This window comes from Mariniflexile fucanivorans (assembly GCF_004341235.1).
Taxonomy (GTDB): Bacteria; Bacteroidota; Bacteroidia; order Flavobacteriales; family Flavobacteriaceae; genus Mariniflexile; species Mariniflexile fucanivorans.
In genome coordinates this window covers 658,714-672,093 of sequence record NZ_SLUP01000002.1, presented here as the reverse complement: position 1 = coordinate 672,093, position 13,380 = coordinate 658,714, and the positions used below count along the sequence as shown (strand labels likewise).

13 protein-coding genes are annotated in these 13,380 nt (G+C 32.6%); 4 read left to right on the top strand and 9 right to left on the bottom strand.

Annotated elements, in window-relative coordinates; all coding sequences use genetic code 11:
• Nucleotides 1-7: 7 nt before the first annotated feature.
• The 4 genes from EV196_RS06290 to EV196_RS06275 all read right to left on the bottom strand — a co-directional run bounded on the left by EV196_RS06290 (nucleotide 8) and on the right by EV196_RS06275 (nucleotide 4,160).
• Complete coding sequence (locus tag EV196_RS06290) at nucleotides 8-1,372, bottom strand: exonuclease domain-containing protein (protein WP_132216571.1); 1,365 nt, start codon at nucleotides 1,370-1,372, stop codon at nucleotides 8-10.
• Nucleotides 1,373-1,452: 80 nt separating this feature from the next.
• A complete protein-coding gene (locus EV196_RS06285) occupies nucleotides 1,453-2,121 on the bottom strand; it encodes a YggS family pyridoxal phosphate-dependent enzyme (protein WP_132216275.1) in 669 nt (222 codons plus the stop codon).
• A gap of 90 nt (nucleotides 2,122-2,211) precedes the next feature.
• The gene (locus tag EV196_RS06280; protein WP_132216272.1) at nucleotides 2,212-3,102 is read right to left on the bottom strand and encodes a 3-hydroxyacyl-CoA dehydrogenase family protein; all 891 of its coding nucleotides are present in this window, start codon (nucleotides 3,100-3,102) and stop codon (nucleotides 2,212-2,214) included.
• A gap of 98 nt (nucleotides 3,103-3,200) precedes the next feature.
• Nucleotides 3,201-4,160, bottom strand: a complete 960-nt coding sequence (locus EV196_RS06275) for a Gfo/Idh/MocA family protein (protein WP_132216568.1) — start codon at nucleotides 4,158-4,160, stop codon at nucleotides 3,201-3,203.
• Nucleotides 4,161-4,772: 612 nt separating this feature from the next.
• Between EV196_RS06275 and EV196_RS06270 the strand changes: the two genes are divergently transcribed.
• Nucleotides 4,773-5,414 carry a protein-L-isoaspartate(D-aspartate) O-methyltransferase gene (locus tag EV196_RS06270; RefSeq protein WP_132216269.1) on the top strand — a complete coding sequence of 214 codons (642 nt, stop codon included), beginning with the start codon at nucleotides 4,773-4,775 and terminating at the stop codon, nucleotides 5,412-5,414.
• A 97-nt stretch (nucleotides 5,415-5,511) separates the two neighbouring features.
• On the opposite strand, the gene EV196_RS06265 is transcribed toward EV196_RS06270, so the two are convergent.
• The gene (locus tag EV196_RS06265) at nucleotides 5,512-6,057 is read right to left on the bottom strand and encodes a hypothetical protein (RefSeq protein ID WP_243652186.1); all 546 of its coding nucleotides are present in this window, start codon (nucleotides 6,055-6,057) and stop codon (nucleotides 5,512-5,514) included.
• Between the two features lie 37 nt (nucleotides 6,058-6,094).
• Nucleotides 6,095-6,553 (bottom strand): SsrA-binding protein SmpB, encoded by a 459-nt coding sequence (smpB, locus tag EV196_RS06260; protein WP_132216266.1) that lies wholly within the window; start codon nucleotides 6,551-6,553, stop codon nucleotides 6,095-6,097.
• Nucleotides 6,554-6,685: 132 nt separating this feature from the next.
• On the opposite strand from smpB, the gene EV196_RS06255 reads away from it, so the two are divergent.
• The 3 genes from EV196_RS06255 (at nucleotide 6,686) to EV196_RS06245 (ending at nucleotide 10,681) form a co-directional block, all read left to right on the top strand.
• On the top strand, nucleotides 6,686-8,284 hold the full coding sequence (locus EV196_RS06255; protein WP_132216262.1) for a S41 family peptidase: 1,599 nt from the start codon (nucleotides 6,686-6,688) through the stop codon (nucleotides 8,282-8,284).
• Between the two features lie 158 nt (nucleotides 8,285-8,442).
• The gene (gene lpdA, locus EV196_RS06250; protein ID WP_132216259.1) at nucleotides 8,443-9,843 is read left to right on the top strand and encodes a dihydrolipoyl dehydrogenase; all 1,401 of its coding nucleotides are present in this window, start codon (nucleotides 8,443-8,445) and stop codon (nucleotides 9,841-9,843) included.
• Between the two features lie 190 nt (nucleotides 9,844-10,033).
• Complete coding sequence (locus EV196_RS06245; protein WP_132216256.1) at nucleotides 10,034-10,681, top strand: outer membrane beta-barrel protein; 648 nt, start codon at nucleotides 10,034-10,036, stop codon at nucleotides 10,679-10,681.
• Nucleotides 10,682-10,849: 168 nt separating this feature from the next.
• On the opposite strand, the gene EV196_RS06240 is transcribed toward EV196_RS06245, so the two are convergent.
• The 3 genes from EV196_RS06240 to EV196_RS06230 all read right to left on the bottom strand — a co-directional run bounded on the left by EV196_RS06240 (nucleotide 10,850) and on the right by EV196_RS06230 (nucleotide 13,308).
• On the bottom strand, nucleotides 10,850-11,893 hold the full coding sequence (locus tag EV196_RS06240) for a Gfo/Idh/MocA family oxidoreductase (RefSeq protein ID WP_132216253.1): 1,044 nt from the start codon (nucleotides 11,891-11,893) through the stop codon (nucleotides 10,850-10,852).
• Nucleotides 11,894-12,075: 182 nt separating this feature from the next.
• Complete coding sequence (locus EV196_RS06235) at nucleotides 12,076-12,753, bottom strand: PrsW family intramembrane metalloprotease (RefSeq protein WP_132216250.1); 678 nt, start codon at nucleotides 12,751-12,753, stop codon at nucleotides 12,076-12,078.
• A 3-nt stretch (nucleotides 12,754-12,756) separates the two neighbouring features.
• Nucleotides 12,757-13,308, bottom strand: a complete 552-nt coding sequence (locus EV196_RS06230; protein ID WP_132216247.1) for an NUDIX hydrolase — start codon at nucleotides 13,306-13,308, stop codon at nucleotides 12,757-12,759.
• Between the last annotated feature and the right edge of the window lie 72 nt (nucleotides 13,309-13,380).

Here is a 13,380-nt window from a genome sequence, read left to right as displayed (position 1 = left end):
TTCATACTCAATCAAAATAGATTTGTTTAACCTGCTTGTTTTTTCTCAAATAACTTTGAATAATATGCTGCGTATCCCTATTATTTTGCATAGGAGTTATGATAGATTCCAATACTTCAATATTAGTTATTTGATAATTTAAATTGAAAAAACCTAAGCCTCTAAACATACCGTTTTCTATTAAAATAGCACTGCGCTCGTCTATATCGCGGCCTCTATCAATAATAACCATGTTTTTATTTCTATAACTATTTTTAAGTATTAAGGCTTCCACACGTTTATTGTACGATTCAACAGGTTCTTTTCCTATGCAAGCACCATCACAAGTTTTTAAATCATAATTAAAACAGCTCGTTTTGGTTTTATATAGTCCTGCTAATTTTTGGCATAATCGATATTCTTCAATTACTTTGTTTACAAAACTTTTTCCGCTTTCTCTATTGGTAAACGTTGTTATTGGGTTTTTACGTAAATCGGCAACATCAATTTTAAGGTTTATATAGCCTTTATCATCAAAAAAACCATATAAAGCATGAGTGAAAACGGTGCGACGCATTGCTCTGTTAAATATGGGTTTAATACGTTTTATTTCTTCACTTTCTTTTAAAAGTGCTACCAATTCACTGCCGGTAGCTTCGTAAGTAACAGAAGAAACTTGTGCTTGAATTTTTTTTGATTTTTGATTGGTGTTGGTGAAATGTTGATTGACACGTTTTTTTATATTATTGCTTTTTCCAATATAAACAATGTCTCCATTGGCATTATGAATATAATAAACACCGGTAACAGATGGTAACTCTTCAAGAATATCCAAATGTCGAGGTTCTAGTTGGTGCTTTGCGTTTAAACGTATAGATTGCTGAATAATACTTTTTGAAGTGTCTTTATCCAAAAGCATTTTGAATAATTTTACCGTAGCTAATGCATCACCCGAAGCACGGTGTCTGTCGGTTACAGGAATGCCAAGTGAACGTACCAACTTCCCTAAACTGTACGATGGTTGGTCTGGTATTAAATCTTTGGCTAATTCAACGGTACAAAGTGACGGACGAATAAATTCAAACCCCAAACGTCTAAATTCGGTACCTAAAATACGGTAATCGAATTGAGCGTTGTGAGCAACCAAAATGCAATCTTCGGTAATTTCAACAATGCGTTTCGCTACCTCATAAAATTTAGGTGCATTCCGTAGCATGTTATTATTTATACCTGTAAGGTTAACAACAAATGGCTGAATGTCGCGTTCAGGATTAACAAGACTTATAAATTGATCGACTACTTGGTGGCCATCAAATTTATAGATAGCAATTTCAGTGATGCCTTCTTCATTATACTTTCCCCCCGTGGTTTCTATGTCTAATATTGCGTAAATGTTGTTTGTTGTTAAGATGTTTGTTGTTAAGTCGTTTGTTGTTTCAATTGAACAAATCCACGACAACCCATTTAATATTTTTAATTATAATTTCGTTCCCCAAAAATACTGCTTCCTACACGAACCATGGTACTTCCGCAATCTATCGCTAATTGGTAATCACCACTCATTCCCATGCTAATGGTTTCAGGTTTAAAGTTACATGATTTGATTAATTTTAAATCATCAAAAATTGTTTTTAACAAGGTGAATTCTTTTTTAATTTGATCTTTATCTTCGGTAAAAGTCGCCATGCCCATAACACCAACTATTTTGATGTTTTTTAATTTTGAAAAGGCTTCAGATTGTATAATTTCTGAAGCTTCGTTTGATGTCATTCCAAATTTTGAATCTTCCGAAGCTATTTTTATTTGAAGCAAACAATTAATAATTCTGTTGTGTTTTTTGGCTTGTTTATTTATTTCTTCCAATAGTTTAAAATTATCAACTCCATGAATTAAACTCACAAATGATGCCATATATTTCACTTTGTTGCTCTGTACATGCCCAATCATGTGCCATTCAATATCCTTTGGCATGGTTTCGTGCTTATCAACCATTTCTTGAATTTTGTTTTCACCAAAAATACGTTGACCAGCATTATAAGCTTCCATTAAGTCGCTAACAGGTTTGGTTTTAGAAACGGCTACTAAAGTAACGTGGTCTGGAAGGGTAGATTTTATATATTGAAGATTCTCTTGTATGTGCATTTTATGTTGTTAATATGTATGTTGTTTAGTTGTTTGTTATTAAGTCGAAAAGGAAGAACAACTAAACAACTCCACGACATCCGACTAAACTTATTTGAGGAATTGCCTCGAAATTTTTTCAGCCTTTCTGTTTTCAGAATAATCATAAAATCCTTCGCCAGATTTCACGCCCAATTTTCCTGCACGAACCATATTTACCAATAATGGACAAGGCGCATATTTAGGATTTTTAAACCCATCGTGCATAACATTAAGGATAGATAAGCAAACATCCAAACCAATGAAATCGGCTAATTGTAATGGTCCCATAGGGTGTGCCATACCTAATTTCATAACGGTATCAATTTCATGTACACCAGCAACACCATTATATAAACTTTCGATGGATTCGTTAATCATGGGCATTAAAATGCGGTTGGCAACAAACCCTGGGTAATCATTCACCTCCACAGGTGTTTTACCTAATGCTACGGATAAATCCATAATCGTTTTAGTTACTGCATTACTGGTATTGTATCCCCTAATAATTTCAACTAATTGCATAATAGGAACAGGATTCATAAAATGCATTCCAATAACCTGTTCAGGTCTTGAGGTCGCTGCAGCTATTTGTGTGATAGAAATTGAAGATGTATTTGTAGCTAAAATGCAATCTTTTTCACAAATTTCGTCTAATTGTTTAAATATTTTTAGTTTTAAATCAATGTTTTCGGTGGCTGCTTCAACAACTAAATCGGCATTTTTTACACCTTCAATAATACTTGTAAACGTAGAAATATTTTGTAGAGTTTCCTCTTTTTTAGATGAAGTAATGGTTTCCTTAGCAACCATTCTATCAAGGTTTTTTGTAATAGTTGCAACACCTTTTTTAAGCGAGTCTTCACTTATATCAATAAGGTTTACCTTAAATCCGCTTTGGGCAAAGGTATGTGCAATACCATTTCCCATAGTGCCAGCTCCTATTACAGCTATATTTTTCATGAAACTAAAATGTTTATCGTTTCGTCATTATAAATGAAGTGAAGTAATCTGTCAATTTATAAAAAGATTGCTTCGTACCTCGCAATGACGCTAATTACTTAAAAGCATTCAATAATTTGTGTAGCTACACGCAACGCCTCCGTTCCATCATGAAGAGTTACTTCTGGTGATGTATTTGTGTTTATAGCATGAGCAAACGATTCCAACTCATCAAGAATGGAATTGTTATTTGCTACTTCAGGATTATCAAAATAAATTTGTTTTTTCTCACCTTCAGCATTTTGAAGTACCATATCAAAATCGCCTGGAGTTTCAGGAGCATCTTTCATTTTTACAACTTCACATTTCTTTTCTAAAAAATCTACCGAAATATAAGCGTCCTTTTGGAAAAAACGTGCTTTGCGCATTTTTTTAAGCGAAATTCTACTAGCTGTTAAGTTAGCAACACAGCCATTTTCGAACTCAATACGCGCATTAGCAATATCGGGCGAGTTGCTAATTACGGCAACACCACTGGCGCTAATATGTTTCACTTTCGATTTAACAACACTTAAAATAATATCAATATCATGAATCATTAAATCCAGTACCACTGGCACATCGGTACCACGTGGGTTAAATTCTGCCAAACGGTGCGTTTCAATAAACATGGGTGAATTAATTTCATTTTTCACCGCCAAATACGCCGGGTTAAAGCGCTCTACATGCCCCACTTGCCCTCTTAGGTTGTGCTCCGCCAAAAGTTCCCTAATATGTTCGGCTTCCTCAACCGTATTGGTAATTGGCTTTTCAATAAAAATATGTTTTCCTTTTGCAATGGCTTTTTTAGCACACTCGTAATGCGATAATGTAGGTGTTACAATATCCACTACGTCTACAGCATCAATAAGTGCATCAATCGAATTAAAAAATTTATACCCAAATTCAGCTTCTACCTTTTTACCATTGGTTTCATCGGCATCATAAAAGCCAACAAGATCATATTTATCAGATTGTTTAAGAAGTCTTAAATGAATTTTTCCAAGGTGGCCAGCACCAAGTACTCCAGCTTTTAGCATCATATGTAACGTTTTCAACAAAAATAAGATTTTTAAAACACCAATTTCATTATTCCGAACGAAATTTTAGTTAAAAATTATCAGGGCGTTTCCCTACGGGTCGGGCTTTCCACTATATCTTTTGGTTTTTTTATTCCTACGAAAGCAGAAATTCATAATTTAAAGTTATCAACTTGTTTTTTAAGGTTGGTTCTTAACAATAAGCAACCAAAAGGATGCCGTTTCAATCCCTAACGCGGGTATATTTGCTAAATATCTTATTTTAACCCCAGTTTTGGCACATTTATAAAAGTTTATCTGTATAACCGTTTTTTACAATAATGGTAAAAAAATAAGCAATTATCCGAGAAATCAGCGGGAAAACAAACAATAATTAATTATAAAATCATCCCACTGATTTCGCAGATTTACGCAGAAAAGAACAAATATTTTGTTTTTTTACGACATCAAAAAGAAGCCACCATAAAACAGCAATTTATGGGTTTAGGATATTTTGCGAACAATAAAGAAAGTTTATAATCAGTTCATTAAAAACAACATGAAATTAATTGCATTTTAAACTTTTTAAGCTAAAAATGTTTAACTAATTTTACCCTATAAACCACGCCAACATTGAAAGACACTTTTAAGCATAAAGGATTACGCCAACAATTAGTTACTACATTAAAAAACAAGGGAATAACCAATGAAGCCGTTTTAAATGCCATTGGCAATATACCGAGGCATTTGTTTATGGATTCCAGTTTTTTAGATTATGCATATAAAGACATGGCTTTCCCCATTGCAGCCGAACAAACCATTTCGCAACCCTACACCGTAGCGTTTCAAACGGAATTACTACAAGTACAAAAAGAAGACAAAATTCTTGAAATTGGTACAGGAAGTGGCTACCAAACAGCTGTTTTATGCGAGTTAGGAGCCAAGGTTTACAGTATAGAACGCCAACAAGAATTGTTTAAAAAAACAAGTAAATTTTTGCCAAAATTAGGTTACCGTGCCAAGAAACTTATTTTTGGTGACGGCTACAAAGGTTTAAATGAAGAAGCACCTTTTGATAGTATTATTGTAACCGCCGGCGCACCTTTTGTGCCTAAGCCCTTATTAAGTCAGTTAAAAATAGGAGGTAGGTTAGTGATTCCTGTGGGCGACGATGTGCAAATCATGACCCTTTTTATTAGAAAAGACACCAAACAATTTGAACAACACGAGTTTGGTGAATTTAGGTTTGTGCCTTTGTTGGAGGATAAGAATTAGTTGTTGGGTATTGGGTGTTGGTTGTTAGTTTTTGGTTGTTATTTATTTTTGGGTTAAAAAACTATTTTGCCACAAACCACAAACCACAAACTACAAACTATTTAGGTAAATAATTTCTAGGTATCGGGTTTCTTCTATCTTCGTTATCCCAAAAAACATTAACAATCCACCAACGTGTGCCATCGTTAAGTAATTGAATGCTGTTAATGCCACGCATAAATGGTTCCTCGTCTTTTTCACTTTGAAATGCTTCAAACGTACTAAAAACCTGAGCCATATTACCAAAAGCATCTACTGCTCTGTGAACTTCTTTTTCAATAAAACCATTATCGACAATCCATTTTCCAGAACTTTTTACATAATCATCTGGTTTCATATAGCGTATTTGAAACTTGCTTTCATCATTTTTTCCCGAAGTAATTAATTTTCCATCGGGGTGAAATAAATATTTAAAAAGTGCCCAATCTCTTTTTTTTCCTTTTTCACCAGAAATAGCAGCATATAAAGAATTGATGGTACTATTAATAGTTGAAACGTTTTCGGAATAATCTTTTGGAGCTTCTTTCTCTTTGCTCTTTCCTTGAGAATGTATGGCAGAGGTCATAAAAGTAATTAAAACCAGAAGTATCAATTTTTTCATCATTTTAAACAGATTATTTACCTAATAGTATGTTTGTAATTTATTTAAAGTTTTTCTTAACACGGTCTAAGTCACGCTTATTATCACGGTCTTTTATCGTTTCACGTTTATCAAAAAGCTTTTTACCTTTAGCTAGAGCAATATCCATTTTGGCATAGCCTTTTTCATTGATAAATAAACGCAATGGTATAATAGTAAGCCCAGAACTTTGAACTTCTTTTTGTAATTTTTTAAGTTCGCGCTTGTTTAATAGCAACTTTCGTTCCGCTTTTGGGCGGTGGTTGTAATAATTGCCAAAAGCATATTCTTCAATAGTAGCATTAATTACAAAAAGTTCGCCTTTTTCATTAAACTCACAAAAACTTTCGGCAATAGAAGCCTTACTGCTCCGAATCGATTTTATTTCTGTACCCGTTAGCACAATACCAGCGGTGTACTTATCTAAAATTTCAAATAGAAAGCGCGCTTTTTTGTTTTGTATGTTTATATTTTTTTGCATCGACTGCAAAATTACATAAATTTATTTTTAGACTTGCATGCCATTTAATTGAAACGTTAAATAAATTTAAATCCTTTTTCTATTGATTAAAATACAACTAATTTACAATGCTTAAAATTTGAAAGTTATTATATGAAAAAACAATTCTTGTTTCTTATTGTTTTAATGGTTTTGGTGTCTTGCGGAAGCATTAAAAAATATAATGAACAAATTACTAAAGCACATTCGGTTGAAGATTTAAGGAGTGATATTGATAAGGTTTACAAACAATTACAAAAAAACCATCCCAAATTATATCAATACACCACAAAAGAAGTTTTAGACTTTAAGTTTGATAGTTTAAAAACAAGTATTAAAAGCCCAATAACATCTCGCGAATTCTATAAAAAATTGTCACCTGTTGTCGCTCAAATAAAACAAGGCCATATTTCGGTGGGCTCGGTAAGTAAACTTTACACAAAAAAGGAGCAAAAAGCATTAAAAGAGCGCAAATTTGAGTTTTACGATTTGGATTTTGAGTATTTGGACGATAAGCTTTGGGTAGTTGGGACTAGAGGAAAAGATTCAACATTCATTGGAAGTGAAGTTATTAAAATTGATGAGGAACTGGCATCCAATTTAGTTCGACAGTATAAAACCCGATTTGCATCCGATGGTTATAATCAAACATTACATAACAGAGTTATAGGCAAAAACTTTTCAACGCTCTATTATAAAGACAAAGGCTTTTTAGATAGTTTAAAAATTGAATTTAAACAAAAGGATTCGCTGTTTACAAAAACATTCCGACGTGTTTTAAAAGAAGAAAAAAAACAAGAGAATGATTCTGTAACTTCTGTAACTGCCAAAAAGCTAACCAAAGAAGAAAAACAGCAAAACCGTTTGGATGCCAAAAAGAAACGTAAAGAAAACAGAAAACGTGGTTATATAGCTGCAAAAAAAGAATATACCAGAAATTTCGATTTCATAGGAATTGATAGTACCGTGGCTTACATGAAAATTAGAGAATTCAGTAACGGTAATTACAAGAAATTTTATAAAGAAAGTTTTAAAGCATTAGATTCACTAAAAACCAAAAATCTCATTTTAGATTTACGAGATAATGGCGGTGGTAGAATTACAGAAATTGATAAGTTATATTCTTATTTAACCAATGAGGAGTATGTTTTTATAGCACCTATAGAAGTTAATAGTAGGTTTCCCTATCTAAAATTTTTATTAAGCAATGGTAATCCTGCAATTTTAAAAGTTTTTGGAACTTTATTTGCTTTAGATCCAACAAGTTTAGCTTTTCAATATTTAAAAACTAAAAAAGAGGATGATAAAATATATTTCAAAATGAAATACAATAAGAAAAGAAAGTCTGATGAATTAAATTATAAAAACCAGTTGTTTGTAATAACTAACGGAAATTCTTTTTCAGCATCATCTCTAATTTCAACCCATTTACAAGCCAATAAACGTGCTGTTTTTGTAGGTGAAGAAACCGGTGGCGCCTACAATGGTTGTGTTGCGGGTATTTATAGAATTTATGAAATGCCAAATTCTAAACTTAAAATAAGAATGGGGTTAATGCAAATGGAAGCACCATATAAACAAACACCCGACGGTTTTGGTGTGAAACCAGATATTGAAATTACCCCTACTATTGAAGATCGAAACCTGCATGTGGACCCCGAAATTGATTGGATACTAAACACTATTAACTTGAATGAAAAGTTATCAGAATAACGCCAATAGATTAAAAGATTCTTATCTATTACGTATTTTATTTTCAATGTAATAGAAATAGTTATTCGCGTTATTTAAGATTTCTTTTTTATTGTCTTACCACAAAACATTTGTATTTTTGTTATCAATGTTTAACAATCGAACTTCAATAATATAATATGAATTCATACGATGTAGCCATTATTGGCTCGGGTCCTGGGGGCTATGTAGCAGCGATTCGTTGCGCACAATTGGGCATGAAAACGGCCATAATAGAAAAGTACAATACCCTTGGTGGTACCTGTTTAAATGTAGGTTGTATTCCAAGTAAAGCACTTTTGGATTCCTCACACCACTATGAAGATGCTGTTAAACATTTTGAAGAACACGGCATTGAAATTCCTGGTGATATTAAGGTGAACCTTGAAAAAATGATAGCCCGTAAACAATCGGTAGTCGATCAAACAACAGGAGGTATCGATTTTTTAATGAAGAAGAATAACATTGATGTGTATCAAGGTATAGGAAGCTTTAAAGATGCCACGCATATTAGCATTGCAGGTGAAGAAACAATTGAAATTGAAGCTAAAAATACCATTATTGCAACAGGTAGTAAACCTTCAAGTTTACCATTTATAACTGTTGATAAAGAACGCGTTATTACTTCAACTGAAGCTTTAAAACTTAAAGAGATACCAAAACACTTAATCGTAATTGGTGGTGGTGTTATAGGTTTGGAACTGGGTCAAGTTTACAAACGTTTAGGTGCAGAGGTTTCCGTAGTAGAATATATGGATCGCATCATTCCAACTATGGATGCGGGCCTTTCAAAAGAGCTTAACAAAGTGTTGAAAAAACAAAAATTCAATATTAATATTTCTCACAAAGTGAAATCGGTAGAGCGTGTAGGCGATGAGGTTATTGTGAAAGCTGATAACAAAAAAGGTGAAGAAATCGAGTTTAAAGGTGATTACTGCTTAGTGTCTGTAGGTCGTCGTCCATATACTGATGGATTGAATGCTGAAGCTGCTGGCGTAAAATTAACCGATAGAGGTCAAATAGAAGTGAACGACCATTTACAAACATCTGCTAAAAACATTTATGCTATTGGCGATGTGGTAAAAGGTGCCATGTTAGCGCACAAAGCCGAAGAAGAAGGTGTTTTTGTAGCTGAAACGTTGGCTGGACAAAAACCACACATCGATTATAATTTAATTCCAGGTGTTGTTTATACATGGCCAGAAGTGGCTGCTGTTGGTAAAACAGAAGAACAACTTAAAGAAGCTGGAGTAGAATATAAAACAGGTTCTTTCCCAATGCGTGCTTTAGGTAGAAGTAGAGCTAGTATGGATTTAGATGGTTTCGTTAAAATTCTAGCCGATAAGAAAACAGATGAAATTTTAGGAGTTCACATGATTGGTGCCCGTGCTGCCGATATGATTGCAGAAGCTGTAGTGGCTATGGAATTTAGAGCATCGGCTGAAGATGTATCGCGTATGAGTCATGCGCATCCAACATTTACAGAAGCTATTAAAGAAGCTGCTTTAGCTGCTACTGAGGATAGAGCATTACATATTTAATTAATTCCTGCGAAAGCAGGAATCTCAATAAAGTAAAAAGCAAACCTATTTTAGGTTTGCTTTTTTATTATATAAATATTCATGTAAATAAATATTAATTTATTTACATTATAAATAAGAAAATTTAACATAAAATGTCGTATTTGGTATAATGTTTGGTAAATATAAATCTAATCTTTAAAACATATTTATGAAAACACATTTAATTATTGCGTTATTATTGATGAGCACATTTACTTTTGCTCAAACTTCAGAAGAGAAATTTGAAATATCAAAAAACCAATGGCTTGTTGGTGGTTCAATTAATTTCACTTCTCAAAATTATGAAAGCCAGAACGAAAGTTATGATTCCAATTATAAACGAACATCATTTTTTATAAAACCAGATATTGGATATGCGATAGATAGTAATTTAATAATAGGTGTAATGCCAGGTTTTAATATTGTAAACTCTAAATTTGTTGAAAGTGATGATGAGTATAAAAGTAATGGATTGAGCATAGCTCCTTATATCAGAAAATATTTTGCTATTAACAATAAACTTGCTTTTAATGTGCAGGGAGAATTGATGTATTCATATCAAAAAAGTAAAAATATATATAGTGATAGCGTAACTAATACCGGAAGTGAATCAGATAGTAATTCAATATTTATAGGAGTGAGACCAGGACTAACTTATAGCCTTACTAATAAAATTTATTTGAATGCTCATTTGGGGTCAATTGGTTACTACAGTGATAAAAGTGAAAATGATGAAGGAACAATATCAAAGTCAAATAATTTTAATTTAAATTTAAGTACTTCAGATTTATATTTTGGCGTTTTAGTAGTATTGTAATTCACAGATAATTATATCCATAATTCGAAAGGGAGTTTTTTCAAGCTCCTTTTCTTTTTGTTAGCTTTTTATATTTCAAAGAAAAATAGCTAATACTAGTTTATACAGAATCTGTTACCGAATTTTGGTTAAGAAAAAGAGATACCTCACTGAGAATATCTGGAAAAATCATAAATAAATCACTTTTCTTTCTTTATGGCTTTTTAATGCCAATTCAATAATTTTTATAACATTCAGACCTTCTTCTGCGGAAACGGGTACCTGCTTATTATTTCTTAATGTTTCATAGATGCCATCATAATATGCCATATAATCACCTTTTAGGGTTGGAATGTGTTTTTTGATGATTTCACCATCCATTTCGGTATGTAACCATCCATTGTCTTTGTCAGATTCTGTTCCCCAATTACAGGTTCCAGGTATTTTTCCCGATTGAAGATCTTTTTCTTGAACATCCGTTTTAGGTTTTATAAAAGAACCGTTTGTACCGTGTATAATATATCCTGGTAAAGCTTCTCGAACATAATAGCTGGATTTTAAAATCACTCTGTGTGATGGATAAAATAGTTTTAAATCGAAATAGTCGCCAACTTTAGATTTAGGTCGAAATGAATTTAAATCTGCAAAAATAGCTTCAGGCATGCCAAACAAAACCAAGGCTTGGTCAATTAAATGCGATCCTAAATCGTATAAACTACCAACGGCTTCAGTAGGTGTTTCTTTATGCGTTTTATAGCTCAGTACGGGTTCATATCGGTCGTAATGCATTTCAGCTTCTACAATAGTACCCAATAAACCATCATTAAGTACTTTTTTAACTGTTTTAAAATCACTGTCATACCGACGATTTTGATATACAGAAATAAGTAAATTTTTCTCTTTAGCTAATTCAATTAACTCCTCGGCTTGGGCAACCGTTGCTGTAAATGGTTTTTCAACGATAACATGTTTACCAGCATTTATGGCTTTTTTGGTAAAATCATAATGTGTAACATTAGGTGTATTTATAACTACTAGCTCGATGTTGTCATCAATCAACATACTTTCTAAAGTTCTAAATATTTTTGCTTTAGAATGCTGTTTATGAGTTTCATTTTTTGTTCTTTCATATACCCCATATAAATTAAAATTTGGGTTTGCCGAAATGAATGGTGCATGAAAAACATGTCCACTCATTCCATAAGAACATAAAGCAGTGTTTATTGGTTTCATAGGCCTTATAATTTATTTACTTCATTAGATTTAGTTTATACTTTTTTAGACAATTATTATATCAAAATGTATCCTAATGTATGAACTATATTAGATTCTTTTATTATAATTTTTTAAAAAATTGAATACTTTGATTTGAAGTTAGGTGAATCTGGTGTTTTTGTTTTGCTTTATTATTGATTTCAATCCACTCTAAAATGAGAATTTTTCAAATGTGCTTTCATAGCTTTTCTAGATAAAAGAATGCCAATAAATAACGAAATAAAGGCACCAACCCAAACCCCTGGAATGAAGTCTATAAACAAGAAAAAGTCATAAGCCCCATGAAATAAGATGGCAAGTAATAACCCCGCTAAATTTAAAACAATCTTATTATTCGAAAATTTAGCTTTTCCCATAAAATAACCCATTAAAACACCAAATGTAGCATGTGCTGGTACTGCGGTAAATGCTCGTAAAATGGCTGTAGTAACACCACCTTCCAATACGTAAAAAACATTTTCGGTAGCAGCAAAACCCATCGATACCATAACGGCATACACAATGCCATCAAAGGGTTCGTCAAACTCTTTGTGTGCTTGCGCGTAATAAAGAACAATGAGATATTTACTCAATTCTTCAGTAAAACCAACTACAAAAAAAGCTTTTATAAATTGTTGATAAACGCTGGTTTTATCTGTGAGAGGCAATACCATGTTAAAACCATAATACAAAATGGTCGTGATAAGAATACTAACTATGGCGCCCAATAAAAAATTATAAAGCAATAAACGTTTTGGTTCTTTTTCGTAGATGTCTTTAAAATAAATGTATAGAACTACAATAAAAATAGGAACTATTGCAATAAGAAGTAAATTCATTTATTAAGCTAGTTTTTTCATAATATTTTGCCATACCAATTCATAATAAGCTTTGTTGGAAGGCACAAAATGATTGTCATCACCTATGTTTTCTATTAACTTTTTTAATTCATGAATAGAAACAAATTTTAAAGCTTCAACTTCCTCTTCTTGTAATGTTAATTCAGAAAGGGGTTCCGTAATTTCAGCCATAAAGGTGTTGTGAAATTCATTGTCAAATATGTTATTATTGTATGATTGGAAACATTCAAAAACACCTATAAGTTGTAAGGCATTTTCTGAAATGGTTATGCCAATTTCTTCTTGCGCTTCTCTTACAGCGGCTTGTTTTGGGGTTTCGCCTGCATCAATATGTCCAGCAACCGAGACATCCCACATGAGCGGACAAATAGTTTTTTTTGCTGAACGTTGAGACAATAATACCTCCCCTTGTTTATTGTATAACCAAACATGTGCTGTATGATGGTAATAACCTTTTTGATGGATAATTGACTTTAATTCTGTTTTCCCTGTGGGGTTTCCGTGTTTATCTACAACGTCTATGTATTCGTCCATAAAAATTATAAAACGCCATTGAGAGGAACAAAGCAATCTCATGAAATAGAACTTAAAATCATAAGATTGCTT